Genomic DNA, 26,529 nt, shown 5'->3' on the forward strand with positions numbered 1-26,529 from the left:
GACGACCTTTGTCCCTGTCGTGTTACCGGATCAGGCCGCCAACAAAATCAGAGCCATAATGAACAACACCGCGCCCAAAAAAACGCAACGCAAAATTTCCCTGACCGAAAAAGTCATCGCCAGCCTGCGCAGCGAGATCGAAGGCGGCAATCTGACGCCGGGGACAAAATTGCCAACCGAACCGGCCTTGACCGAAAAATTCGGCGTCAGCCGCACCGTCATCCGCGAGGCGATTGCCGCCCTCAAGGCCGATGGTCTGCTGGAACCGCGTCAGGGTGCCGGGGTGTTTGTTCTGGCCCCTAGTCCCCGTAAACTCAGCGGTTCGATCTTTGCCGTCGATTATGCGCAGATTTCCGATGTACTGGAAATTCTTGAACTGCGCATGGCGGTGGAAATCGAGGCGGCGGGCCTGGCCTGTGCCCGCAGTTCGGTGGCACAACAGGCCAAGATTTACGAAGCCTTGCAAGAAATGACCGATCAGGTCGAAAAAGGCAGTCCTGCCGAAAAGGCCGATTACGAATTTCACCGCGCCATCGCCGACGCCACCAACAATCGCCGTTATGGTGAATTTCTGGAATATCTGGGCGACAAGACCATTCCGCGTGCGCAACTGCGCCGCAAACCGGCCGAGGCCGCCGATCAGGCCGCCTATATGGCAAAAATCCTGACCGAACATCACCGGATTTACGATGCGATTGCCACCCGCGATTCTGAAAAAGCCCGGCAAGCGATGCGCGACCATCTCAGCCAAAGTCAGGCCCGGTATCAAAGCCTGTTGCGGCAACGCTAAAGCATGGTACCGGCAAAGGCGACGTTGATATCATCCATGGTGCGAAATACCCGCCCGGCCCCTGCTGCAATCAGCCGGTCGGTTGCCTGATCCCGGTCATCTTCATAATGCCCGCCACCGACAAATCCCCAGCAGGCTATACCGGCGGCAACCGCCGCCTGCACCCCGGCCACTGAATCCTCAATCACCAGACACTGATCAGGTGCAAAGCCCATTTTTTCGGCGGCAAATAAAAACAGATCAGGGGCCGGTTTGCCGTTGGCCACAAAATCGGCACTGTAAACCCGGCCTTCAAACCAATGGCCCAGACCGGTAACCTCCATCGTGACTTCCAGCCGGGCGACAGAACTGCTTGATGAAATGCAAAAAGCCGTACCACGGTCGCGCAAAGTATGCAGAACGGCATCAATCCCGTTGATTTTATGCAATTCCGTCTGATAACGCGCAAACAGCCGGTCATAGAAAACCGGTTTGAAACTGGCGCTGACATCCTGCCCGGTGGTGTCGTGAATATGGCGGATCGGGGCGGCACTGGACCGGCCGGTAAAACGGGTGGCAATGTCCTGTGCTGACAGGGGGGCACCAAAATGTCGCAACACATCCCCCAGCGTCGAAAGCGATATCGGTTCGCTATTGACCAGAACCCCGTCACAATCAAACAGCACCGCACCGCCGGAAAATGGCCGTAGATCGGATGAAAAATCAGCTGCCTGATCAGAAGTCATTGAACTCTCTTGTGGTATCTTTTACGCAAGGGTGGTGACACAAACCCTAGACGGGCGGCAATATCGCCGTCAATGAAAATGATCAATTGACCATATGATGATCTTTTGTTCAATTGACCACCAAATCATAAAATCGGGCAGGAGACCACACGACCATGACCCATCCGCAAAACATCCTTATTGGTGTCGATGTCGGAACCGGCAGCGCACGCGCCGGGATTTTCCGCGATGATGGTACCCTCCTTGCCAGCGCCGCCTGCCCGATTGCCATGAACCGCCCGCAGGCCGATTTTGTCGAACAGGATTCAGAAAATATCTGGTCAGCGGTATGCCAGTCGATCCACGAGGCCTTGGGCAAAGCGGCAATTCGCCCCGAACAGGTCGCCGCGATTGGGTTTGACGCCACCTGCTCACTGGTCATCCGCAGCACCGATAACCGCCCCCTGCCCGTCTCCCCTGATGGATCGGCCAATTGGGATGTCATTGTCTGGATGGATCACCGGGCCGTGCGCGAGGCCGAAGAATGCACCAAAACCGGGGAAAAGGTGCTGGATTATATCGGCGGCACCATGTCGCCGGAAATGGAAATTCCCAAACTGATGTGGCTGAAACGCCATAACCCCAAAGTCTGGGCGCAAATGGGAGCCGCCTATGATCTGGCAGATTTTCTCGCCTTTCGCGCCACCGGACGCGACAGCCGGTCCTGCTGCACCCTGACCTGCAAATGGACCCATCTTGCCCATCAGGACCAACCGTGGGATGGCGGTTTTCTGGCGCAAATCGGCCTTGATGATTTTGCTGCCAAAACCGGTATCGCCCGCCCGGCCCTGTCGGTCGGAGCTGATGCCGGGAACCTGACAGCACAGGCGGCGTCGGAACTGGGTCTGACTTCCGATTGCCGGGTCGGGACAGGTTTGATCGACGCCCATGCCGGGGCGCTGGGTACGCTGGGCGCGCACTTGCAGGGCAATCTGGATGACCGTCTGGCGATGATCGCCGGAACATCCACCTGCCACATGGCGCTGTCCGCCGAAGCACGGTTTATCAAAGGCGTCTGGGGACCGTATTTCGGGGCGATTGTTCCGGGCATGTGGCTGAACGAAGGCGGGCAATCGGCAACCGGGGCGTTGCTGGACCATATTGTCGCCCTGCATCCCTTTGCCCGCGATCTGGGCCGCGAGGCACATCGTCTGGCCGCCGAAAAACTGTTGCCGCGAATGCGCGAAACGGCCGATCTCGCCCCGCGCCTGCATGTGTTGCCCGATTTTCATGGCAACCGGTCGCCACTGGCCGATCCCGAGGCGCTGGGCGTGATCAGCGGCCTGACGCTGGATCAAAGCGAAGACAGTTTTCTGGATCTTTACTGGGCCACCGCCTGCGCCATTGCCTATGGCACCCGCCATATCATTGATGCGCTAAATGACGCCGGATACAGCATCCGCCACATCCATCTCAGCGGCGGCCACACCGCAAGCCCGGTGCTGGTGAAACTTTATGCCGATGTCACCAACTGCGACGTTGTGATGTCTGATTGCGCCGAGCCGGTCCTGCTGGGATCGGCGATGCTGGCCGCCGCCGCCCTTCATCCCGAAAATGCCAATGGCGCACTGGAATCCGCCGCCCGCGCCATGGCGGCCCCCGAAACCGTGATAATGCCCGATCCGGCGGCGCGTGCCGACCATGACCGGCGCTATGCCATTTTCCATCGCCTGCACGCGCACCGGCAAGAAATTGACGGGATATAACGGATCGTGGTCTGGCCTGTAGGCTTTATTCAAGCCAGACCGACAGATGATGGATGCCACCATCCAGTGACACCCGCACCGATCCACCGGCAATTCCCATATCTGTACCGTCCAGTTCGGCACGGATAATATCGCCGGACTGCGCAGACGGAGCCAGTACGGAAATATCATATCGGGTTGCGGCAATCTTGACCGTCACCTCAAATCCCGGCCATGTTTCAGGAATGCAGGGCACAAGCACAAGGAACGAGCCTTCACGTCGCAGTCCCAAAATCCCCTCAACCCCGGCACGATACATCCAGGCCGCAGCCCCGGTATACCATGTCCAGCCGCCGCGCCCGACATGCGGCGCCACCGAATAAACATCCGCCGCCAGCACATAGGGTTCAACCTTGTAACGCTGAACCTCGTCGGGCGTGCGGGCATGATTGACCGGATTGAGCATGGCAAACAAAGCGGCAGCCTGATCACCTTGCCGTAATTTGGCAAAGGCAAGGATCGACCACATGGCGGCATGGCTGTATTGCCCGCCATTTTCACGCAATCCCGGCGGGTATCCCTTGATATATCCCGGGTCATGCTCTGTTTTATCAAAGGGAGGCGTAAACAATAGCGCAAGACCATCTTCCTTGCGGATCAAATGGGTCTCAAGCGATGCCATTGCCGTTGCCGCCCGCACCGGATCGGCAACTCCTGACAAAACAGCCCATGATTGCGCAATCGAATCAATCTGGCATTCAACCGCATCTTTTGATCCCAGCCACATCCCGTCATCAAATGTGGCGCGGCAATACCATTCGCCATCCCATGCATCATCGTTCAGGGCCATCTGCAACGCCAGCAGATGAGACGACCAGCGTTCTGCCCTTTCAGGATCACGATCTTTGGCAAAGGGTATAAACAGCGTCAAAGTCCGCGCAAGGAACCATCCCAGCCAAACGCTTTCGCCCCGCCCTCCTTCGCCAACGCGGTTCATGCCATCATTCCAGTCGCCCGACCCCATCAAAGGCAGACCATGTTCACCCGTCAGGACGATGCACTGGTCCAGAGCACGGGCGCAATGTTCAAACAGGGTTGCAGTTTCATCGGCAACATCGGGCTGGAAAAAAGCATCATGTTCATCAGGCTGCAAGGCCTGCCCTTCCAGGAACGGAACGATTTCATCAAGAATGGCGATATCGTCCAGACAGGCAATATAGGTCGCCGTCGCAAAGGCCAGCCACACCCGGTCATCGGAAATGCGGGTCCGCACCCCCTGCCCCGAATGCGGCAACCACCAATGTTGCACATCGCCGTCAACAAACTGGCGCCCTGCCGCCCGCAACAGGTGGTGGCGGGTATCTTCGGGCCTGGTAAAGGTCAACGCCATACCATCCTGAAGCTGATCCCGAAAACCATAGGCTCCACTGGCCTGATAAAAGGCGGACCGAGCGCGAATTCGGCAGGAAATTGTCTGATACAAAAACCAGCCATTGAGCATGATGTCCATCGCCCGGTCCGGCGTTTTGACCTGAACCGCGCCCAGAATATCATCCCATTGATCCGTCACCGCTTTCAGAACTTCATCCAGATCAATTGCGCGATAGCGGACAATTAAAGCCTGCGCCGCCGCGGCGGATTCGCATTGCCCCAGAAAACTGACAATTTCAATTGTCTCACCCGCCGCCAGTTCAACAACTGTTTGCAATGCGGCACACGGATCCATCCCCGCGCCATGTATCCCCGACAGAACCGCCCCACCGGTTAACGCCGCCGGGGCCCCCACACTGCCATTGCGTCCAAGAAATTCAGTGCGGTTTGCCGTCCAGCCCGTTTGCTGCCCGGCCATATCCGAAAATGCCACACGATCCGCGAAAACCGTACTCCAGGGATTGCGCGCCAGAATGGCCCCGGTAACATCGTCTTTTTCCGTGATGATGAAAGGCCCGGACGCACTGCGCAAACGCCCCAATACCCATTCCGCATAGGATGTTACCGAAATGCGGCGCGGCCGCCCGGACAGGTTGCGCAAGGTCAGACGTGAAATTTTCACCGGATCGGAAACCGGGACATATTGCAACAATTCACTGGCGATACCATGCGCCTGATATTCAAACCGGCTGTAACCACGGCCATGCCGCGCCACATAGGTTCCGTCCCCCCGGATTGGCTGTGCGGTCGGGCTCCAAAGATCGCCACTGGTTTCATCGCGCAGATAAAACGCCTCGCCGGACGGATCGGCAACCGGATCGTTTGACCACGGGGTCAACTGGTTTTCACGACTGCTTTCAGACCAGCTATAACCGCTGCCTTCTACCGCCACCTGAAACCCGAAACCGGCATTGGCAATGACATTGATCCATGGGGCCGGTGTCATGGCCCCGGCTTCAAGGATTGTGACATATTCCGTGCCATCCTTGTCGAACCCGCCCAGTCCGTTGAAAAACTCAAGACCCGATGACGTTTGATCGGGCGAAATCCGCGAAGACGGCATGGGGGTTTCCAGCTTTTTCCAAAATTTGGAAACGCTGTCACTGCTGGATGGTAACTGCCGGGCGGCCGTTTGGAGCAAGCGGGCAACATGATCGGCCATAAAACCAAGACGCGCGACCAGAACCACCCGCGCGACAGACAACAGCAAGGCCCGAGCCTCGGCACTCAGCAAATCCGCCCGCAGGACATGAACCCTGCCCCGCACAACATTTTCCCCCAAACGCGGGTGGGCCTGACTGCTGCGCACTGCCGTTTCAACTGCAATCTGCAAATCCTGAACATAGGATGAGGCACGGTCGTTGACGATAACCAGATCAACATCCAGCCCCTTCATCCGCCAGTATTCATAGGCGCGCAACAACTGGCGTACTTTGGCAATATCTTCAATATCGTCAATTCGCAGCAAAATGATCGGAAGATCGCCGGAAATCGACAATGGCCACAACATCGATTGCGGGGCCATCCCGTGGACAATCGCCCCTGAAGATGCGCGAAAACGGGGATTAGCATAAAGAACCGAGGCCGCAAGTGATTGAAAATCAGCAGCCTCTTCGGCTTCCACACCCAGATGACGCAACTGAACCTGCGCCTGTGTCCAGGCAAGCGTTTTGGCCCGCTCATAGGCACTGCGATCATGATGTTTGTCGATCAGGTCCAAAAGTTCGGCTTCTGTCGATGCTACAACGGTCCAGAAGGCCACACGGACAACTTTTCCCGGCGGAATGGAAACCTGGTATCTCAACGCAAACACCGGATCCAGAACAGTACCGACCGTATTTGAAAGCGGACGCCCTTCCGTTATCACGGACGATACCGCCGCGTTGCTTTCGCGTTTCAAAAAGCGCGCCCGATCAGTTTCCATTTGGGGATTGGCAACAACAGTCCCTTCAACCACCGCAAAATGAGCCACCCAAATGCGCGGATCACCAAAAGATCGCGGGCGACGTGTTGCTGTCAATGCGCCGAATTCAGGAAGATATCCGGTCTGAACAAACATCTTGCTGAAGGCCGGGTGGGCATTGTCTGTCGATGGTGTCGTCAGAACCAGTTCGCAATAGGATGTCAGTTCAATCACACGCGGCTTGCGCCCGCTATTGGCCAGCGACACCCGGCGGACCTCGCCGTCATCCTCGCCAGAAACCAGAACATCCATGATCGTCGTCAGATTCCCGTCATGGCGGGTATATTCGGCGTAATCCTCGCCAAATACGATTGCGCCGCTGTCGGCATCATCGCCATATCCCTGCCCGCTTGATGACCAGATACGACCATTATGGGTATCGCGCAGAAAAATATGTGTCCCGCAATCATCGCAGGTTGAATCTGCGTGCCACCGCGTAATGGCAATATCGCGCCACCGGCTGTATCCGGCGCCAGTCGCCGTCATCATGACAGTATAACGGTCATTCGACAGCAAATGTGTAATCGGCACATCGACGGCCTCGGCGATATCCGACAAGGCAAAACGCCGCACCTTGGGCACGCGGGTTACTGAATCAGGGGCGACGGTATGCACCTCTTCGGCACGCGGACGGGCAATGGCGATTTCGCGCGGCATGCGTTCCTGTAACAACAATTCGCTGGCCTGAATGATGGGTTCACGGTGAAAACGGGTTCGCATCCGTGCATTTTGCAGGGCATTGGCAATGGCCACAATCGTCATGCCCTGATGATGCGCCATGAAATTACGTACAATCGCAAAATCCTGATTTTCGGGCAATCGTGACCGGGTAAAATCCAGTGCCTCGTAAAAACCATAACGTCCGTCCGCCCCCATGACAGACAGGCGGGCATAATTGGCATGCGCACCAACCGGGTCAACCATCGCAGCCAACCCGGTCGCATAAGGCGCAATCACCAGATTTTCCGACAAGCCGCGTTTCAATCCCAGCCCCGGCACGCCAAAATTGGAATATTGATATGTAAATTCAAGGTCACGGGCATTGTAGGCCGATTCCGAAATTCCCCACGGGATACCAAAAGACCGGCAATAGGATTGCTGCCGGGCAACGACCAGACGGCTGGTTTGTTCCAGAAGACTGCCGACAGGGGCGCGCATCACCAATGAGGGCATCAGATATTCAAACATCGAGCCCGACCACGAAACCAATGCCGATTCAGACCCGATCGGTGTTGCCGACCGCCCCAGCCGGAACCAGTGGCGCGTCGTCACATCGCCTTTTGACACGGCAAAAAGACTGGCCAGACGGGCCTCGGACGCCAAAAGATCGTAACAACTGGTATCCAGACTGTTATCCGCCAGAGAATAGCCAATCGACAAAAGCTTGCGTTCCGGGTCGATCAGAAACGCAAAATCCATCTCAAGCGCCATGTCACGCGCGATGACGGCAAGCGCCTGAAGGCGCGCCACAAGAATATCCCGGGTTTCTTCAAGACACATCTGGTCACGGCGGTATTCGACAATATTGTTCCGCACGGCCCCGACCCAAAACAGCAAATCGGCGAGTCTGTCATCGTCCGCCGAGGTCTTAATATTTTCTACTGCCCTGAATGCTTTATCCGCCAGACGGTTTAACGCGGGCAAGGAAGTCCCGATTGTCTGAACGCTTTCAAGCTGAGTTCTGATGTCGTCAAGGATCGCACTTATTTGCGTTTCGACTTCGCTGAGCGGTGTCGCCGCGGCAAAGATCGCCTGATGAATGATTTCAAGATTATCAGACATGCCCGGTCGCAGATCGGAAATACCGATTGTTTGCGCCCATTCCTCGCATGTCGTCGCGACCACGATCAGATGTCCGGCAAGATTGCCGCTATCGACCGACGATACATAGGCCGGGGCAAGAGCCTGCAAATCCCGCGTGCCATACCAGTTAAAGAAATGACCTTTAAACCGCGGCAGTTTGTGCAGGATCGCAAACGTGATTTCAAGTCGTTCAACCGTTTCAAGCATCCCGGCCCAGCCAAAATCACGGGCGGCGATGGTCGATAACAGATACAGGCCGATATTGGTCGGCGACGTTCGGTGCGCCACAACCGGATTTGGCGTTTCCTGAAAATTATCCGGCGGCAACATATTGTCTTCCGGCGTGACAAAGGTTTCAAAAAAACGCCATGTCCGTCGCGCAACAAGCCGCAAATCCCGCGCCACATCATCGCGCAGGACGTGATCTGTCGCCTTGCCGGGCGAACGACTGACCCATAGGGCAATTGCCGGTGCCGATAACCAAAGCAAGGCAAAAGGCAGAACAACCGGCCATGATGATGGCGTGATTGCCAGTACCCCCGACGCAAGGACAAGGGTAATAACGATCCCCCCGCCCATCCGGGAAAGGAACCCGGCCATATCCAGACGCGGACTTGCTGTCGATTGTGCCGCCGTCGTCCATTCAAGCAAATGGCGGTGCGTTACAAACATCCGGATCAGGGTTCGGACAATGGCATCGCCCATACGCCATGTCTGGTCGGCCAAAAAGGCCACTTGCATTGCCGTTTGCAAACAGGAAAGTTTCAGGTCCCCCACCGAACCGGCAATATGGCTGCGCAAAAGAATGCCGCGATGACGCGGCAACACCGAAAACCATACCGGCAGGAATGCCGGAAAGGCAATCAATGCCACAATCATACCTGTGCCGATAAGGGCCGGTACCAGCGGCAACAACCAGCACAGCGCCAATGCGACAATCGTAAACGGCGCCACCAATGATCGGCGCAGATTATCAAGCATTTTCCAGCGCCCGATCAGGGGAACGGCGCGCGGTCCGGTTACCGACCCAAACAACCAGGGCAAAAGCTGCCAATCGCCACGGGTCCAGCGATGTTGACGTTTGGCGGCAACATCATGGCGGGACGGAAAATCCTCCACCACTTCGACATCCGATGCCAGTCCGGCACGGGCAAATATCCCCTCAAACAAATCATGGCTTAACATGATATTTTCAGGAACCCGCCCGGCCAGCGCCTTTTCAAACGCATCCACATCATAAATACCCTTGCCGGTATATGACCCTTCGCCAAACAGATCCTGATAAACATCCGAAACAGCCGCCGCATAAGGGTCCATGCCACAAGCGCCGGCAAAAATCTTTTGATAGGCGGACCCTTCGCCGCGAATGGGCAAGGCCGGTGTAACGCGAGGCTGTAATATCGCATAACCTTTGGTAACCCGGAGTCCGGCATCGTCGAATACCGGCTGGTTCAGCGGATGGGCCATTTTACCAATCAGACGTATGGCCGCATCCCTTGGCAGGCGTGTATCGGCATCAAGAGTAATGACATAGCGAACATGTTCGGGTGCCTCTGGCACATGTTCATCGACCGTTATGAAAGACGTATCCGTCGCCCCCCGCAGCAACCGGTTAAATTCGTGTAACTTGCCGCGCTTGCGTTCCCACCCCATCCATTTTTGTTCACCCGCATTATAAAGGCGGCGGCGATGCAGCAACCTGAACCGCAAACCACAGGGCCCCGGTCCGTGTTCCCGGTTCAACCGGTCCATTTCAGCAATTGCAATCGTCAGCAACCGGGCATCATCTTCGACCACTTCCTGATCGGCATCCAGTCCGTCTGACAGCAAGACAAAAGACAAATCCCCGCCAGCACCCGATAAATGATGCACCTCAAGGCGTTCAATCTGCTCCAGAAGATCAGCCTCATGGGTCAGGAGCGTCGGCACGACAATCACCGTTCGCATGGAGGACGGAACCCCGTCTGCCAGTTCAAGCCCCGGCAACGCGCTCGCCCCGAAACTCCAGGTTATAGCGCGATTGACCAGGGCCGTCGCCATCTCGGTCGCAGGCAGGAAAGCGAAAACAGCAAACAGAACCAGCCATCCTGAACCAATCCCGGCAAACCAGACGGCATTCATCATCAGGACCAGCAAGATCAGGGAAACCAGCAAAAGACTTCCCACATATCCACCGATACCCAGCCGGACATTAAACCGGCTGACCCAAAGCCGGGGCGTCTGCCGGAAGCCGATCAATTGCTCAAAAGCGCGGCGTCCATCCCCAATCAAATGATAGCCCGGGTCGCCAACCCGCCGACGGATGGTATCATCTGCCTCTCCTGTGGCCTCGGCACGGGCAATATGCGCGGAATTCAATGCCTGATCGGCAACATCAAGTTCGGAACAAGGGGAACGACGGGCCAATTGTTCAATGGCGCTGCGATACAGATTGCGGGTCGGGAAATCCATTGCGGCGAAACCGCTGGCGGCGGACAAACGCGCATCAACCAGGCTGACACTTTCAAACAGGTCCGCCCACTCAATATCGGAAATCAGACGCATACTGGTGATAATATTGCGCACGGTCACATTGGATGCGCCCTGTCGCTGCTGGGCGTGGCGCACCACGTCATTGATCGAGGTTCCCTGCGCCGCCAATTGGTCTTCAAGCCATTTCAGCGCCGGCGTGATATCCGGATCCTGATCACGCAGCCTTTTGGCAAGCTGGGCGGCGAAAATTTCAGACAAAAGACCTGCGGGGCGATCCGCAATATAGGTTTCAAGCGCCGACCAGGCACATCCCGCAACGAAAAGTTTGCTGGCAAGGGCATCCGCTTCCAGGCGCTCTTTCATCCCCATCGTGATCTGGTCGGTCAGGCGACGCAAATTTTCAACAAGGACAATACGCAACGTAATCGCCACCGCCCACAATTCACCAATCGTCAGGGGTTGAACCCGTTGATAGGCATTAAGAAACCGACGCAGGATTTCAGAATCAAAATGACTGTCGGAATGTGCGACAAACGCCCAGACAAGGCCAAACACCCTTGGATATCCGGCAAAGGGTCCCGTGGCCAGTTTTGGCAACTGACGATAATATCCGGCAGGCAAATCATCCCGGATTTCACGAATTTGTTCTTCGACAAGGTGATAATTGTCCAGAAGCCATTCCGCCGCCGGCACCACACCCCGGCCACCTTCCAGTTCGTGCGCTGTCGCCCGATAGGCCGCAAGCAACACCGCCGCATTTTCATCCAGTCTTGAATGCAGCGAGCGCACATTCGGCGGTGATCCGGTGACAGGCTGCGACACCGCAAGCGTTTCAGCGTGCTGCTCCAGCCGTTCGGCGCTAAAAAGCTCTTCCCGAACGACGGCCTTATCATCCCACAAGGATGAAGCGTAAAAAGGATCAAAAAGACGACGCAAGAAAACGTTCATGGGTGACTTTCCGGTTGGCGATGACGGTCTGCAAGCCCGTCGGGTTGCCGCCGTATGCATGGAAAGCAATTTGACCAGAAAAGCTGAAATACCATATCGCACGGAGATGCCGGTCAGGTCAGGACCGGCCCCGTCGGGGTACATTCAAGGATATTTAAGGTACAAATAAGATGTCTTGCCTCTGCCTTTGCTACACAAGGCAGAGGAACAAAACATGGTGCCGAACCGGCTGACCCTTCAACAGATCAGAGGGGCACAATCATCCGGTGGATCAGCCGATCCGAACGTTATTTAAAGAACCCAGCACCCCGAAGGCGCTCAGAAGCCACAGCACGACCGCAATGACAACAACGACATTAAGGATGCTTTTGATCTTGCGATCCATCGGGATGTAAGTGTTGATAAGCCAAAGCAGCACACCAACGACAATGAGGGAAATAATCAGGTTCATAAGAGGCATATCGATTTTCCTTCCGAATCATAGCTTCCCGTCCATACTGTAACAACGGAATTGTCACCGGCAGGCTGACAGGAAAAAAGCCCTGAATCTCACGCACGGAAATCAGAAAGCACGTCTTATTTCTTCTTTTTGGTCGCAGTATTGGTCGAATTGGCCGAAATACCCTTCAGTACAGATTCCGGAACAGCGACAGGTTCCTTCACCTTTTTGGGTTTCTTGGCTTCCTTGTTACTGCGCATTTGTCCTTTGGCCATGATGGCCTCCTGTGCAAGCCAATCATAAAACAACCGGCTAAATAAAAGGTCCCGCAACATCTATGACGTGCGGGACCCAAAAATGTGTTGGCGCTCGTACGACAAAACAACAAATCATCATTGCATTCAAAGTACGGAGCAGGACCGCTGTTCAAACGGTCTCAGCCGGAATATCAGTCCAGGGACTTCAGATTGTCAGCCGACATTTTACCGCTTTTGCGGTCAGCGACAAGTTCGAAGCCAATCTTCTGACCTTCGCGCAGATCGCCAAGACCAGAACGCTCGACGGCGCTGATATGAACAAATGCATCACTGCCGCCGTCATCGGGCTCAATGAAACCAAAGCCCTTCTGGGCATTAAACCATTTTACAGTTCCGGTGCTCATGGAACAATCTTTCACAAATATAAGTATTTTGCTCGCCCGCGTTGCCGCAGACCGTCGAAATCGCATTTTCAGGTGTCAAGAATATCAGCCCGCAGATCATGTGACTGTGCGGGACCAAGTCATCAGTCCGTCCATCGACCTGCTATGTATGATCCTAAAATCGGATAAACACAAGCAGTATTTGATGTTTATTTTCAAATACCCGTATAAATATTAAAAAAATAATCTCCGATCTGAAATAAAAAATACGAACCGAAGATATTTTATATTCACATTCCAAACATCTTTGAATTATTTCAGGATAAATGCTTTTTGAAAAACGCCGCCGTGCGATCATTGGCGATTTTGGCATCTCCGGCGTGATAATGCGCCCCACCAACCCGCGCAAAGGCATGCTGCCGCCCCGAATAGGAATGAATTTCGACCTGCTTGTGCCCCGACAGGGCGGTGACAATTTTTTCCTGTGCTGCGGCCGGGATATATTCATCCTCGCCCGCCAAATGCATCAGCAAGGGCCGTGTGATGGTCCCGGCATCGTTCAGATACTGGTCCGTCCCGCCGCCATAATAAGACACGAAGGCGTCGCCATCGGTGCGCGCAGCCGACAAAAAGGTCAAAAGCCCGCCCAGACAAAATCCGACAACCCCGGCCTTGCCGGTGGTCCCCGCCATCGCATGGCTCGCGGTCAGGGTCGCGCCAATATCGGCCACCCCGGCATTGACATCAAAACCCTGATAAAACCCAAAGGCCCTGTCCCATTCTTCCTGTGTCTGATCGGTCAGTTGTACGCCCGGTTCCTGCCGCCAGAACAAATCCGGGCACACCGCAACATAACCTTGCGCGGCATAATCATCGGCAATCGCGCGCATCACGTCATTGACGCCAAAAATTTCCTGAATAACGACAATCACCGGGGCCGGTTGCACGGCGGGTCTGGCGACATAGGCCCAAAAGGTGCCGTCTGCGGTCTCGATGGCAAGGGTATCAGACATGATTTCCTCCTTGAGGGGGTAAGCCGGATTTTCGTTAATCCTGCATTATACTCCCAAACCGTCCGAAAATATGACCGATGGGGAATTATGCCGGGTCGTTGTGGAACGGTGAAATGGCTGCGGTGGCCTCAATTTCGATCAGCGCGGCATCTTCCAGAAGGGCGCTGACCACCACCATTGTCATCGCCGGATAATGTTTACCCATAACCTTACGATAGGCTGCTCCGACTTCTTTCTGACGGGCGACATATTCCTTTTTATCCACAACATACCAGGTCAGGCGCACAATATCAGTGGCTTTGCCGCCTGCGGCCTCAACCACATCTACGATATTGCGCAGGGCCTGTTCCATCTGGCCAATGAAATCGGTGGTTTCAAACACCTGATCACGGGTCCAGCCAATCTGCCCGCCAATATAAAGCCGCGCACCATCGGCCAGAATGCCGTTTGAATAACCCTTGGGATCTTTCCAGCCATCCGGCTGTATTACCTTGTGCATAACATCTACCAGTCAGTTGATTTCATCAGATATTTTTTGACGCAGCTCATCCGGCCACGGTTCGGATTTTCCGGCCCCGCGTTTGGTGAAAACCAATGTCGATGTCATCGACAACCGTTTTTCGTCACCGCAAAACGCCTCGATCATCAGATCAAGGCTGGACCGGCCCAACCGGGTCGCCACCAGCCGGAAATCAAGCATGTCACCCAACATGCTGGGCGCGGTAAAACTGATTTGCAGGGCGGCTGTTGGCACCGCCACCCCCAGCTTGCCATGCATGATCTCGAACCCGAAATCCAGCCGCTCGGAAAACCATTCTTCGACCGTCGCATTGATCATTTCAAAATAACGCGGATAAAAAACAATCCCCGCCGGGTCGCAATGCTGAAACAGGACTTTTTGCCGATATACAAACATCTCCTGCCCTCACAATCCCAGATAACGGCTGGTGATTTCCGGTGTCAGATCGGCGACATTTCCAGCCCACGGTGTGATGCCCTTTTCGACAATCACACACCGGTCCGCGACCGTCGTCAGTTCTTTTAGCGATTTATCGACCACAAGGATCGACAGCCCCGCCTGTTTTAACTGCGATATCGCCGTCCAGATTTCCTGACGCACCACCGGGGCCAGTCCCTCGGTTGCTTCATCAAGGATCAAAAGCCGCGGATTGGTCATTAAGGCACGCCCGATCGCCAGCATTTGCTGTTCCCCGCCCGACAGGGTCAGGGCTTTTTGATCGCGGCGTTCGGCAAGACGGGGAAACAATTCCGATATCCGGGCAAAATCCCACGCCCCGTCACGGGCGGCGGCAATCAGGTTTTCAAACACCGTCAGATTGGCAAAACACCGCCGCCCTTCCGGCACCAGACCAATGCCCAGCCGGGCCGCCTTGTGCGATGGCAGTTTCGCCAGATCCTGCCCGTCAAAAACCACATTGCCGTCGCGATGTGACATCATTCGACAGATTGTCTTGATCGTGGTGGTCTTGCCCATGCCATTGCGGCCCATCAGGGCCACGGCCTCACCCTCGCGGACCTGCAAATCCACCCCAAACAATGCCTGTGACGATCCGTAAAAGGCGGTAATGCCTGAAACATCCAGCAAGGATTTCATGCCGCGTCCTCCCCCAGATAGGCGCGTCGGACCTCGGCATTGTTGCGAATGTCATCGACCGTACCGGTGGCAATGATCTTGCCATAGACCAGCACCGAAATCCGGTCGGCCAGGGCAAATACCGCATCCATGTCATGCTCGACCAGCAAGACCGGGGCCTGATGGCGCAGGGCATCCAGGAACACGGTCAGACGTTTCGATCCTTCCGGCCCCATGCCCGCCATCGGTTCATCCAACAAAAATGCCTTGGGTTGCAAGGACAGCGCCACCGCCATTTCCAACTGTCGGCGTTCGCCATGCGAAATATCGGCTGCCCGCATATGGGCACGATCCGCCAGCCCGACCCTTTCAAGCTGCGCCATCGCCGGGTCGATCAGGGATTTATCCTTTAAAACCGGGCGAAAAAACCGGAAAATTTTGCCGCTGACCGCCTGTTGCGCCAACAGGACATTTTGCAAAACTGAAAATTCCGGCATCAACGAGGATACCTGAAATGTCCGCGCCAGCCCCATTCGTGCCCGCGCCACGGCATCCAGTCCGCCGATATTTTGTCCGGCAAAATGGATTTCGCCGGAATCCGGGGTCAGTTCCCCGGCGATCTGTTTGATCAGGGTGGATTTCCCCGCCCCGTTCGGCCCGATCAGGGCGTGAATTTCGCCGGGTTTCAAATCCAGCGTCACCTGATCGCTGGCCAAAAGCGCGCCGAACTGTTTGGTGACATTCGATAAGGACAAAATGGCATCAGGCATGTTTGCGTTCCCCCGCCAAAAGGCCAATCAGGCCACCGCGCGCAAACAGCACGACCAGCAACAACAAAACGCCCAGCGGCAATTGCCAGTAATCAAACGCCCCGCCCAGAAGATGTTCCAGCAGGATATAAAGCCCCGCCCCGGCCACTGGCCCGAACAGACGCCCAACCCCACCCAGAATGACAAACACCATGATTTCACCCGACATGTGCCACGACAGCATCGACGGGCTGACAAACCGGTTCAGATCGGCATAAAGCGCCCCGGCAAGCCCGGTGATCATTGCCGATATCACAAAGGCGGTCAGTTTGATGCGAAACGGGGCAATGCCGACACTTTTCATCCGCTGATCATTTTGACGTGCACCGTGCAGCGCCAAACCGAACCGCGACCGGACCAGTACCGCCGAAAACCACAGGGCCAAAGCCAGCAACACCGCACAAATGGCAAAGAAACTGATCGGATCGAGCGTATTAAGCCCCGGAAACCCGTTGCGAACATAAATCGACAGGCCATCCTCGCCGCCATAGGCAGGCCAGGAAATGGCGAAATAATAAATCATCTGTGCAAAAGCCAGCGTGATCATGATGAAATAAACCCCGCTGGTGCGCAGCGTGATCGCCCCGATCACCAATGCCGCCAATGCCGATGCAATCAGCGCAACCGCCCAGATCACAATCATCTGGGTGGAACCGGAAATTTCAAACGGCCATGTCGCTATCGGTTGATAATTCAGGGCATGACTGGCCAAAATCCCGGCAGCATAACCACCGATCCCGAAAAAGGCGGCATGGCCAAACGACACCAGCCCGCCATATCCCAGCGCGATGTTAAGCCCCACTCCGGCCAGCGCCAGAATCGCCACCTTGGTCACAAGGGTAATGATAAAAATTTCGCCCATCGCCTGGGCCACCAGTGGAATGGCGATCAACAGGGCCGCCAGAACACTATTGATGATGGTTTCGCGGTTCATGATCATCTTATGCTTTTGCCCCGAACAAACCGCTTGGCCGCAGGAACAGAACCAGCGCCATCAGAATATAAATCAGCATCGACGCCAGCGCCGACCCAATGGAGGTCGCACTGGAAGCATCGGTAACGGTGGACAAGGCCAGAGGCAGCAAAAACCGCCCCATCGTATCTGTAAACCCAACCAGAATGGACCCGATCAGTGCCCCCTTGATCGACCCGATACCGCCAATCACAATCACGACAAAGGCCAAAATCAGAACCGGTTCCCCCATGCCGACCTGCACCGATTGCGTCGTGCCGACAAAGGCCCCTGCCAGACCGGCCAAGGCCGCACCCAAGGCAAAAACAACGGTGTAAAGCCGGTCAATATTGATGCCAAGGGCGGCAATCATTTCGCGATCCGCCTCGCCCGCCCGGATGCGCGTGCCCAGCCGCGTCTTGCCAATCAGCAAAAATAGCCCGGCGGCAACCAGCAGGCCCGCCGCAATAATCGCCAGACGAAAAATCGGATATTGCGCCCCGCCCGGCAGGATCACGGTCCCCGCCAACAGGTCCGGCACATTTAAAAACAACGGAAAGGACCCGAATATCCAGCGCGTGCCTTCCGAAAAAATCAAAATAAGGGCAAATGTCGCCAGAACCTGATCCAGATGGTCGCGCCGATACAGCCTGCGAATCACCAGTATTTCGACCAGAACACCGGCAAGGGCAGCGGCCATCAGACTGGCCACCAGTCCCAGCCAGAACGATCCGGTCCATGCGGCAACAACGGCACAGGCAAAGGCCCCGACCATATAAAGCGACCCATGCGCCAGATTGATCAGACCCATCACGCCAAAAACCAGCGTCAGACCCGATGCCATCAGGAACAGCATGACCCCCGACTGAAAGCCGTTCAACATCTGTTCCAGAAATAAAGAAAACATATCGGCAAACTCCGTCACAAGATGGCGGGCACCGCAACGATGCCCGCCGACTTGTCAGACTGTTCTCACATCGTGCATTCCGATGCATAGGCATCAACGTGATCGGCAATGGCCATGCCGACGATCTTGTTGGTCAGAACATCACCTTCCTTGACCACTTCACGAACATAGATGTCCTGAATCGGGTGATGGTTCGCACCAAAGATGAATTTGCCCCGGACCGAATTGAAATCCGCCGCCCGCAGTGCCTCGCGGAACGCATCCTGATCCTTTACATCGGCCTTTTCCATCGCCGACAGCAACAGGTTTGCCGTGTCAAAACCATAGGAGGCATAAATCGAGGGCAAACGACCATATTCCGCCTGGAAGGTTTCGACAAAGGCCTTGTTGGTGGCATTGTCGATATCTTTTGACCAGTTGGACGTATTTTTGATGCCAAGGGCGGCATCACCAATCGCACCCAAAATTCCCTGATCCAGCGAGAATGCGGGGCCAATCAACGGAATATCCACACCCGACTGGGCATATTGCTTCATGAACGCAATGCCCATGCCGCCGGGCAGGAAAAAGAAGACGCTATCGGCACCCGAAGCCCGAATTTGCGCAATTTCGGCCGCATAATCGGTCTGGCCCAGCTTGGTATAAACTTCGCCGGAAATATCGCCATAATAGAACCGCTTGAACCCGGCGATGGAATCCGTACCGGCTGGATAATTCGGGGCCATCACAAAAGTTTTGCTGTAACCCTGACTGCTGGCATATCCGCCTGCTGCTTCGTGCAAATTATCGTTCTGATAGGACACGCTGAAATAATTCTTGTTGCACCCCTTGCCCGCAAGCTGCGACGGGGCCGCATTGACCGACAGATAAAATTTATCCTGCGCAATCGCCGACGGCACAACCGCCATCGCCAGATTTGACCAGATGATGCCGGTCAGGATATCGACCTTTTCGCTCTGGATCATTTTATCGGCCAACTGAACCGCGATATCGGGTTTTTGCTGATCGTCTTCGATCACAACTTCCAGATCGCTGTTGCCTGCCTGTTTGACCGCCAGCATGAAGCCGTCGCGAGCATCAATGCCCAATCCGGCCCCGCCGCCCGACAATGTGGTAATCATCCCGACCTTCACAGGTTCTGCCTGTGCGACCGTTGCGGTCATCAATGCGGCGATTGCAACTGCTGCAACCGTTGCCTTGTTACCCTTCATTCAAGCCTCCACCATACGTGTTGTCATAAGTTACCGCTTCCCTGAACCCGATGTCTTTTCTGGAGGGTTTCACCCCCTCATTTTTGGCATTCGGGCATCTTGCGCGCATCTTTCAGATCATCCTGACCGATGCGGTCTTTCGGTGACAATTTGTGTCTACCGATTGTTCTAACAGCTTTTTATCGAACTGCACCAGATCATCCGCACGTCATCACAACGTTGTCCGGACCCGCCACAATTCGGGGAAAAGTTCCACTTCCAGCATCCGTTTCAGATAAGACACACCGCCCGTCCCCCCGGTTCCTCGTTTAAAGCCGATCACCCGTTCGACCGTGGTGACATGGTTAAAACGCCACCGCCGGAAATAATCTTCGAAATCCACCAACTTTTCGGCCAGTTCATATAATGGCCAATAGCATTTCGGATCGCTGTAAACCACATGCCATGCCTTGATCACGTCATCGGACGGCGTATGGGTTTGTGCCACATCCCGGTCCAGAATATCGCGTGGGATGGCAATGCCGTTGCGCTCCAGCAGGCGCAGGGCTTCGTCATACAAGCTGGGTACCGCCAGTTCAGCCTGCAAGATGGCGAAAATGTCGGCGCGATGGGCATGGGGGCGCAACATTGCGGCATTGCGATTGCCGACCATGAATTCAATCTGGCGATATTGCCAGGACTGAAACCCCGAAGACGGCCCCAACGCATCGCGAAAACTTGTGTAATCGCTGGGCGTCATGGTGCGCAATACGTCCCACGCACTGTTAAGCTGTTCAAAAATCCGCGATACCCGCGACAGCATTTTAAAGGCGGGCGGCAAATCATCATTGCGGATGGCATCCCGCGCCGCTGTAATTTCGCGGATCGCAAGACGCATCCAGAGTTCCGATGTCTGATGCTGAATGATAAACAGCATTTCATCATGGGCGTCGCTTAAGGGTTTTTGCGCCCCCAGAATGGCATCCAGCGATAAATAATCGCCATAGGACATCGCCCCGGCGAAATCCATTTTCGCGCCTTCACCCGACGGATCATAAGGTTTGTTACCGCTCATGTTACCGCCTGTCTTTTTTGAAACCGGGCGCAATCCCACGTCCGTTGTGCCATCACATCGGCCAGAATGCCAATCGCCGCAGTCACATCATCCTGATCGATATAAAGCGGGGTAAAGCCGAACCGGATAATATCGGGTGCCCGGAAATCGCCAATCAACCCGCGGTCAATCAGGGCCTGCATCACGGCATATCCCTGATCAAACCGGAACGACACCTGCGATCCGCGCTGTGCGGCATCGCGCGGGCTGGCAAGGGTCAGCATCGGGCAACGTGCCTCGACCCCGGCAATAAATTGTTCGCAAAGATCAACCGAACGGGCGCGGATATCGGTCATTGTCACGCCGTCCCACGCCTCAAGCGCGGTTTCAAGCACGCTCATCTGAATGACCGGCGGCGTTCCCACCCGCATACGCGAAATGTCAGGGGCCGGAACATAATCGGGGTCAAAAGCAAAGGGTGCCGCATGCCCCAGCCAGCCCGACAAGGCCGGGCGGACATGTTGCACATGATCGGGTCGCACATAAATGAAGGCTGGTGAGCCCGGCCCGCCATTCAGGTATTTATAGGTGCATCCCACCGCAAAATCGGCCTTGCAGCCTGACAGATCAACCGGCACCGCCCCGGCGGAATGCGCCAGATCCCAGATCACCAGTGCCCCAGCATCATGGGCCTTTTGCGTGATGCGCTGCATGTCATGCATCCGCCCGGTGCGGTAATCAACATGGGTCAGCATCAAAACCGCCAGATCCTCATCAATCAGGCCTTCGACCTGTTCCGGGGATGGTGTTTTCAGGACATGCCCGCGTCCAAGGCTTTTGATCAGGCCGTCCGCCATATAAAGATCAGTCGGGAAATTGCCGCTATCGGACATTACAACCTTGCGATCCGGGCGCAGTTCAAGCGCACTTGCCAGTGCCTGATACACCTTGATCGACAGGGTATCGCCCATCACCACCGTTCCGGGGACCGCCCCGATCAGACGCGCAATTTTGTCGCCCACCCGTGCGGGTTGTTCCATCCATTTCGCCTCGTTCCAGCCGCAGATCAACATATCGCCCCATTCATCGGAAATTACCGACGCCGCCCGTGCCGCTGCCTTTTTCGGCAACGGGCCCAGCGAATTGCCATCAAGGTAAATGATCCCTTCTGGCAGGTGAAAAAGCGATTTGGTGGCGGCAAAATCGATCATCAAGACGCATCCTGTTTCAGACGGAACCGTTGGATTTTCCCCGTCGGAGTTTTGGGCAATTCATCAATGAAGACAATGGATCGCGGATATTTATAAGGGGCAATCGTCGCCTTGACAAAATCCTGCAAAATCTTCGCCATTTCCGGCGATGCCGATGCCGTTCCGGCCAGAACGACATAGGCCCGCACCACATTCCCGCGTTCTGCATCGGCGGCGGCAACCACCGCGCATTCGCTGACATCGGGATGGGACAGCAACACCGCCTCGACCTCTGGCCCGGCAATGTTATAGCCCGACGACACAATCATATCGTCATTGCGGGCGGCAAAATGGAAATAACCATCCTCATCCTGACGAAACGCATCGCCGGTAATGTTCCAGCCATCACAGACATATTTGCGTTGCCGCGTATCGGCCAGATACCGGCACCCGGTCGGTCCGCGTACCGCCAGACGCCCCACAGTGCCGCGTGGCACCTCGTTCATCTTGTCATCAACGACTTTGGCCTCATATCCCGCTACCGGCTTGCCCGTACAGGCCGGATGGGAATCGCCAAATCGGTTGGAAATGAAAATATGCAGCAATTCCGTTGCCCCGATCCCGTCCAGCATCGGTTTGCCGGTTTTTTCCATCCAGGCCTGATAGACCGGGGCAGGCAATGTTTCGCCCGCCGACACGGCGGCACGCAGGGATGACAAATCCGCCCCGTCTTCCATCGCCGCCAGCATCGCCCGATAGGCGGTCGGTGCGGTAAAACACACCGTCGCCTTATATTTTTCAATGATTGCCACCATATTGGGCGGCGACGCCGTTTCCAGCAAGGTCGCGGTTGCCCCGAACCGCAACGGAAAGACCGCCAGACCGCCAAGGCCAAAGGTAAAGGCCAGCGGTGGTGATCCGACAAAAACATCATCCGGGATCACTTGCAGGACTTCTTTGGCGTATCCGTCGGCAATGATCAAAAGATCACGGTGGAAATGCATGGTTGCCTTGGGTTCGCCCGTTGTGCCCGATGTAAAACCCAGCAACGCTACATCATCGCGCCCGGTTTTCACCGCCTCGAACATCACCGGTTTGGTCAGGGCGGCGCGGTCCAGTTCGGCATCATGATTGGCGGTGCCGTCAAACCCGATCACGGTTTTCAGATGCTGGCTGCTTTTGGCGCACAGAACCATTTCATCCATCAGCCGCGTATCGCACAGGGCAAATTTGATTTCGGCCTTATCGACGATTTTCGACAATTCGCCCGCTCGCAACATCGGCATGGTATTGACCACCACCGCCCCGGCCTTGGTCGCCGCCAACCAGCATGCCACCATCGCCGGATTATTGGCAGACCGGATCAAGACCCGGTTGCCCGGCCTGACGCCATAATCGGCGATCAGGGCATGGGCAATGCGGTTGGTCCAGTCGGCCAATTCTTTATAGGTGCGTTGCCGCCCGTTGCCGATCAGGGCGGTATGATCGCCAAACCCGCGTTCCACCATGCGGTCTGTCAGTTCAACCCCGACATTGAGATAATCCGGATAATCAAATCCGTCGGTGCGCAATTCCGGCCATTCATCGAAAGGCGGTAAATTATCGCGGGTAAAGGTATCGATATGTGCGGTCGGTCCAAGCATGGTAAAGTCCCTGATACAGCATGTTATTTTTGTGCCAGCGTTTGCCGTGCAATGATTGTTTTCTGGACGTCCGACGCGCCTTCATAAATACGAAGGGCACGTATCTCCCGATACAGCGATTCAACGATATGTCCACTTCGGACCCCGTCGCCGCCATGAATTTGTACCGCCTTGTCAATGACGGTTTGGGCATGATCGGTTGCAAAAAGTTTCGCCATCGCCGCCTCGCGACTGACCCGCGCAGCACCACTGTCTTTCAACCATGCGGCACGATAAACCAGAAGGGCGGATGCATCGACATCCAGCGCCATATCGGCGACATGCCCCTGCACCATCTGCAAATCAAACAAAGGGGCACCAAATAACTGGCGTTCCTGCACACGATTTAGGGTTTCGTCCAGCGCCCGACGCGCAAACCCCAATGCCGCCGCCGCCACAGTCGCGCGAAACACATCCAGCACCGACATGGCGATTTTAAACCCCTCGCCCGATGCGCCGATCATCGCATGTGCCGGAATCCGGCAATTTTCAAATTTCAACCGCGCCAACGGATGCGGGGCGATGGTTTCAATGCGTTCAGCAATGGTAAAACCGGCAATACCGGCAGGCACGATAAAGGCCGAAAGCCCCCTGGCACCCGGTGCATCGCCGGTGCGGGCAAACAGCACATAAAACCCGGCAATGCCGCCATTGGAAATCCAGGTTTTTTCACCGTCGAGAATATAATCATCGCCATCACGCCGCGCCGTCAGGGCAATATTGGCAACATCCGATCCCGATTGCGGTTCGGTCAGCGCAAAGGCGGCCAAAGCCGATCCATTCCGAATCTGCGGCAACCATTCTGTGCGCTGGGCCGGGTTGCCAAACAGCGAAATCGCCCCGCTGCCCAGCCCCTGCATGGCAAAGGCAAAATCGGCCAGACCATCATGGCGCGCCAGTGTTTCGCGAATCAGGCACAGGCTGCGCACATCAAGCCGGGCATCCGGCCTTGCCGGATCAATCGCCGCATGGACAAGCCACCCGCCCGCGGCCAGCATCCTCACCAGCGCCCGGCAAGCCTCATCGACATTATGATGATCAATGCCATGCAGATGCGCGGTCGCCCAGACATCAAGTTTTTGCGCCAGATCGCGGTGACGATCCTCGAAAAACGGCCAGTCCAGAAAGGTTTTATCCGCCATCAATTGCCCTCGAATACCGGCTTTTCCTTGATCACAAACGCCTCATAGGCGCGGCGGAAATCCTGGGTCTGCATACAAATCGCCTGTGCCTGTGCCTCGGCCTCAATTGCCTGTTCGATACCCATGCTCCATTCCTGCGCCAGCATGGTTTTGGTCATCATATGGCCAAATCCGGGACCCGATGCGATGCGATTCGCCAGCATCAGCGCCTCGTCATGCAGCGCATCGGCATCGACGATTTTGTTATAGAATCCCCATTTGTCGCCTTCGTCCGCCGTCATGGTCCGGCCGGTATACAGCAATTCTGCTGCTCGCCCCTGCCCGATGATGCGCGGCAAAATGGCGCAGGCCCCCATGTCACAGGCAGCAAGCCCGACACGGGTAAACAAAAACGCGGTTTTTGCCCCCGGTGTGGCAATGCGCAAATCCGATGCCATCGCCAAAATCGCCCCCGCCCCGACGCACACACCGTCAATCGCCGCAATCACCGGCTTGCCACAGCCAATCATCGCCTTGACCAGATCACCGGTCATGCGGGTAAAGGCCAACAGACCTTTCATATCCTTGCCGATCAGCGGGCCAATAATATCATGCACATCGCCGCCCGAACAAAAATTGCCACCGGTCGGCTCGAACACCACCGCCTTGACATCATCGGCATAAACCAGATCACGAAACGTATCGCGCAATTCGGCATAGCTTTCAAAGGTCAGCGGATTTTTGCGTTCCGGACGGTTCAGCGAAATCACTGCAATCGCCCCATCCATCCGCCAGTTAAAGGTCTTTGGTTTCAGACCGGCCATCTCAGTCATGGGGAACCTCTTTGTGTCGGACGACATCGCGTAAAATATGAATCAGGATATCGGCATCACTGGCGCTCAGATCGCCAAACAAATCACTGACCCATCCTTCATGGACCTGCGCACATTCGGTAAAATGTGCACGGCCGTCGGCGGTCAGTTTGACAATTGATGCCCGGCGGTCATTTTCAACCGGCACCCGCACCACCATGCCATCGGCCACAAGCCGGTCCACAATGCCGGTGACATTGCCGTTCGAGACCATCAGGGCACTGGAAAGTTCGCTCATGCGCATGCCGTCTTCGCACCGGTCAAGGGCGGCGAGCACGTCAAACCGCGGCAGGGTCGATCCGAAATCGACCCGCATTTTTTCGCGCAAGGCCGCCTCGGTCTGGCGCGAAACCTTTAAAATCTGCAACCATGCCCTAAGGCGGGTCTTGGGAAGGTCAACCGACCCCACCGATGATTTTTTCGATGCGAGTGCGCCGGACGATACGGTCATATCTCGCCCCCCGAAACCGAAATCGCCTGCCCGGTAACCGACCCGGCATTTTCAGCGCACAGCCACATCACCGTATCGGCAATTTCGGCAGGTTGGATAAACCGGCCCTGCGGATTGGCGGCGCTCAGGCTGGCACGGGCGGCGTCATGACTCATGCCGGTTTTCGCTACGATATTCTCGATGGATTGTGCCAGCATCGGGGTTTCGGTAAAACCGGGGCATATGGCATTGACTGTCACCGGCGTTTTCGCCAGTTCCACCGCCATCGCCCGCACCAGCCCAACCACGCCATGCTTGGCCGCGCAATAGGCCGCAACATAGGGATATCCCTTTAACCCGGCGGTCGAGGCAATGGCAATCAACCGGCCCGGCGCGGTGCGATCCATCGCGGCCAATCCTTCGCGAAACGTCAAAAACGCCCCGGTCAGATTAACCGCCAGCGTATCGTGCCACAAATCAAGACCGGTTTTTGCCACCGGCGCACTTTGCGCCATGCCGGCATTGGCAATCACCAGATCAATTCCGCTCAGCAATTTTCGGGCGGCGGCAAACATCGCAACCATCGAATTTTCATCACTGACATCGGCCTGCAAGGGCGCAATATTGGGGTGCAGGCTGGCGGTTTCCTGCAACGGTTCCATCCGGCGTCCGGTGATCACTACCTGCACCCCGGCCGCGGCCAGTTTTTGCGCAATCACCGCACCAACGCCCGATCCACCGCCCGTCACCACCGCCCGTCTGATTGCCAGTTTTGTCATA

Annotated in this window: 22 protein-coding genes; 2 read left to right on the forward strand and 20 right to left on the reverse strand. The window is 55.9% G+C overall.

The window, feature by feature from the left end:
* Positions 1-58: 58 nt before the first annotated feature.
* Positions 59-790: a FadR/GntR family transcriptional regulator gene (locus tag Q8O73_RS09160; RefSeq protein ID WP_305557772.1), complete on the forward strand. Its 732-nt coding sequence runs from the start codon at positions 59-61 to the stop codon at positions 788-790.
* Here Q8O73_RS09160 and Q8O73_RS09165 read toward each other — a convergent pair.
* Complete coding sequence (locus Q8O73_RS09165) at positions 787-1,515, reverse strand: HAD family phosphatase (RefSeq protein WP_305557773.1); 729 nt, start codon at positions 1,513-1,515, stop codon at positions 787-789. The two genes, Q8O73_RS09160 and Q8O73_RS09165, sit on opposite strands and share 4 nt — an antisense overlap.
* Positions 1,516-1,670: 155 nt before the next feature.
* Here Q8O73_RS09165 and Q8O73_RS09170 point away from each other — a divergent pair, with 155 nt between their 5' ends.
* Positions 1,671-3,260, forward strand: coding sequence for an FGGY-family carbohydrate kinase (locus Q8O73_RS09170; protein WP_305557775.1), 1,590 nt, complete (start codon positions 1,671-1,673; stop codon positions 3,258-3,260).
* A gap of 25 nt (positions 3,261-3,285) precedes the next feature.
* On the opposite strand, the gene Q8O73_RS09175 is transcribed toward Q8O73_RS09170, so the two are convergent.
* The 19 genes from Q8O73_RS09175 to Q8O73_RS09265 form a co-directional block, all read right to left on the reverse strand.
* A complete protein-coding gene (locus tag Q8O73_RS09175) occupies positions 3,286-11,856 on the reverse strand; it encodes a GH36-type glycosyl hydrolase domain-containing protein (protein WP_305557777.1) in 8,571 nt (2,856 codons plus the stop codon).
* Positions 11,857-12,127: 271 nt separating this feature from the next.
* Positions 12,128-12,316 (reverse strand): Thivi_2564 family membrane protein, encoded by a 189-nt coding sequence (locus Q8O73_RS09180; RefSeq protein ID WP_305557779.1) that lies wholly within the window; start codon positions 12,314-12,316, stop codon positions 12,128-12,130.
* A gap of 116 nt (positions 12,317-12,432) precedes the next feature.
* Positions 12,433-12,570, reverse strand: a complete 138-nt coding sequence (locus tag Q8O73_RS09185) for a hypothetical protein (protein ID WP_305557781.1) — start codon at positions 12,568-12,570, stop codon at positions 12,433-12,435.
* Positions 12,571-12,743: 173 nt separating this feature from the next.
* A complete protein-coding gene (locus tag Q8O73_RS09190) occupies positions 12,744-12,956 on the reverse strand; it encodes a cold-shock protein (RefSeq protein ID WP_305557783.1) in 213 nt (70 codons plus the stop codon).
* A gap of 296 nt (positions 12,957-13,252) precedes the next feature.
* Complete coding sequence (locus tag Q8O73_RS09195) at positions 13,253-13,948, reverse strand: dienelactone hydrolase family protein (protein ID WP_305557785.1); 696 nt, start codon at positions 13,946-13,948, stop codon at positions 13,253-13,255.
* 85 nt (positions 13,949-14,033) lie between these two features.
* Complete coding sequence (locus Q8O73_RS09200; protein WP_305557787.1) at positions 14,034-14,447, reverse strand: RidA family protein; 414 nt, start codon at positions 14,445-14,447, stop codon at positions 14,034-14,036.
* A 12-nt stretch (positions 14,448-14,459) separates the two neighbouring features.
* Positions 14,460-14,864: a thioesterase family protein gene (locus Q8O73_RS09205; protein WP_305557789.1), complete on the reverse strand. Its 405-nt coding sequence runs from the start codon at positions 14,862-14,864 to the stop codon at positions 14,460-14,462.
* A 9-nt stretch (positions 14,865-14,873) separates the two neighbouring features.
* A complete protein-coding gene (locus tag Q8O73_RS09210; RefSeq protein ID WP_305557790.1) occupies positions 14,874-15,563 on the reverse strand; it encodes an ABC transporter ATP-binding protein in 690 nt (229 codons plus the stop codon).
* Positions 15,560-16,312 (reverse strand): ABC transporter ATP-binding protein, encoded by a 753-nt coding sequence (locus Q8O73_RS09215; RefSeq protein ID WP_305557791.1) that lies wholly within the window; start codon positions 16,310-16,312, stop codon positions 15,560-15,562. Before Q8O73_RS09215 ends, Q8O73_RS09210 begins: the two co-directional genes overlap by 4 nt.
* Positions 16,305-17,285, reverse strand: coding sequence for a branched-chain amino acid ABC transporter permease (locus Q8O73_RS09220; protein ID WP_371135066.1), 981 nt, complete (start codon positions 17,283-17,285; stop codon positions 16,305-16,307). Before Q8O73_RS09220 ends, Q8O73_RS09215 begins: the two co-directional genes overlap by 8 nt.
* 7 nt (positions 17,286-17,292) lie before the next feature.
* Positions 17,293-18,210, reverse strand: coding sequence for a branched-chain amino acid ABC transporter permease (locus Q8O73_RS09225; protein WP_305557794.1), 918 nt, complete (start codon positions 18,208-18,210; stop codon positions 17,293-17,295).
* 65 nt (positions 18,211-18,275) lie between these two features.
* Positions 18,276-19,421: an ABC transporter substrate-binding protein gene (locus tag Q8O73_RS09230; protein WP_305557796.1), complete on the reverse strand. Its 1,146-nt coding sequence runs from the start codon at positions 19,419-19,421 to the stop codon at positions 18,276-18,278.
* 211 nt (positions 19,422-19,632) lie between these two features.
* Positions 19,633-20,475, reverse strand: coding sequence for a tryptophan 2,3-dioxygenase (kynA, locus tag Q8O73_RS09235; RefSeq protein ID WP_305557798.1), 843 nt, complete (start codon positions 20,473-20,475; stop codon positions 19,633-19,635).
* Positions 20,472-21,665: a kynureninase gene (gene kynU / locus Q8O73_RS09240; RefSeq protein ID WP_305557800.1), complete on the reverse strand. Its 1,194-nt coding sequence runs from the start codon at positions 21,663-21,665 to the stop codon at positions 20,472-20,474. Before kynU ends, kynA begins: the two co-directional genes overlap by 4 nt.
* Positions 21,665-23,287, reverse strand: a complete 1,623-nt coding sequence (locus Q8O73_RS09245; protein WP_305557802.1) for an AMP-binding protein — start codon at positions 23,285-23,287, stop codon at positions 21,665-21,667. Before Q8O73_RS09245 ends, kynU begins: the two co-directional genes overlap by 1 nt.
* A gap of 23 nt (positions 23,288-23,310) precedes the next feature.
* Positions 23,311-24,468 carry an acyl-CoA dehydrogenase family protein gene (locus Q8O73_RS09250; protein ID WP_305557804.1) on the reverse strand — a complete coding sequence of 386 codons (1,158 nt, stop codon included), beginning with the start codon at positions 24,466-24,468 and terminating at the stop codon, positions 23,311-23,313.
* The gene (locus tag Q8O73_RS09255) at positions 24,468-25,280 is read right to left on the reverse strand and encodes an enoyl-CoA hydratase family protein (RefSeq protein WP_305557806.1); all 813 of its coding nucleotides are present in this window, start codon (positions 25,278-25,280) and stop codon (positions 24,468-24,470) included. Before Q8O73_RS09255 ends, Q8O73_RS09250 begins: the two co-directional genes overlap by 1 nt.
* The gene (locus Q8O73_RS09260; protein WP_305557808.1) at positions 25,273-25,770 is read right to left on the reverse strand and encodes a MarR family winged helix-turn-helix transcriptional regulator; all 498 of its coding nucleotides are present in this window, start codon (positions 25,768-25,770) and stop codon (positions 25,273-25,275) included. The genes Q8O73_RS09255 and Q8O73_RS09260 overlap by 8 nt, the downstream gene beginning before the upstream one ends.
* Positions 25,767-26,528 (reverse strand): SDR family NAD(P)-dependent oxidoreductase, encoded by a 762-nt coding sequence (locus Q8O73_RS09265; RefSeq protein ID WP_305557810.1) that lies wholly within the window; start codon positions 26,526-26,528, stop codon positions 25,767-25,769. The genes Q8O73_RS09260 and Q8O73_RS09265 overlap by 4 nt, the downstream gene beginning before the upstream one ends.
* Position 26,529 lies beyond the last annotated feature (1 nt).

Source organism: Thalassospira sp. (genome assembly GCF_030690045.1).
GTDB lineage: Bacteria > Pseudomonadota > Alphaproteobacteria > Rhodospirillales > Thalassospiraceae > Thalassospira.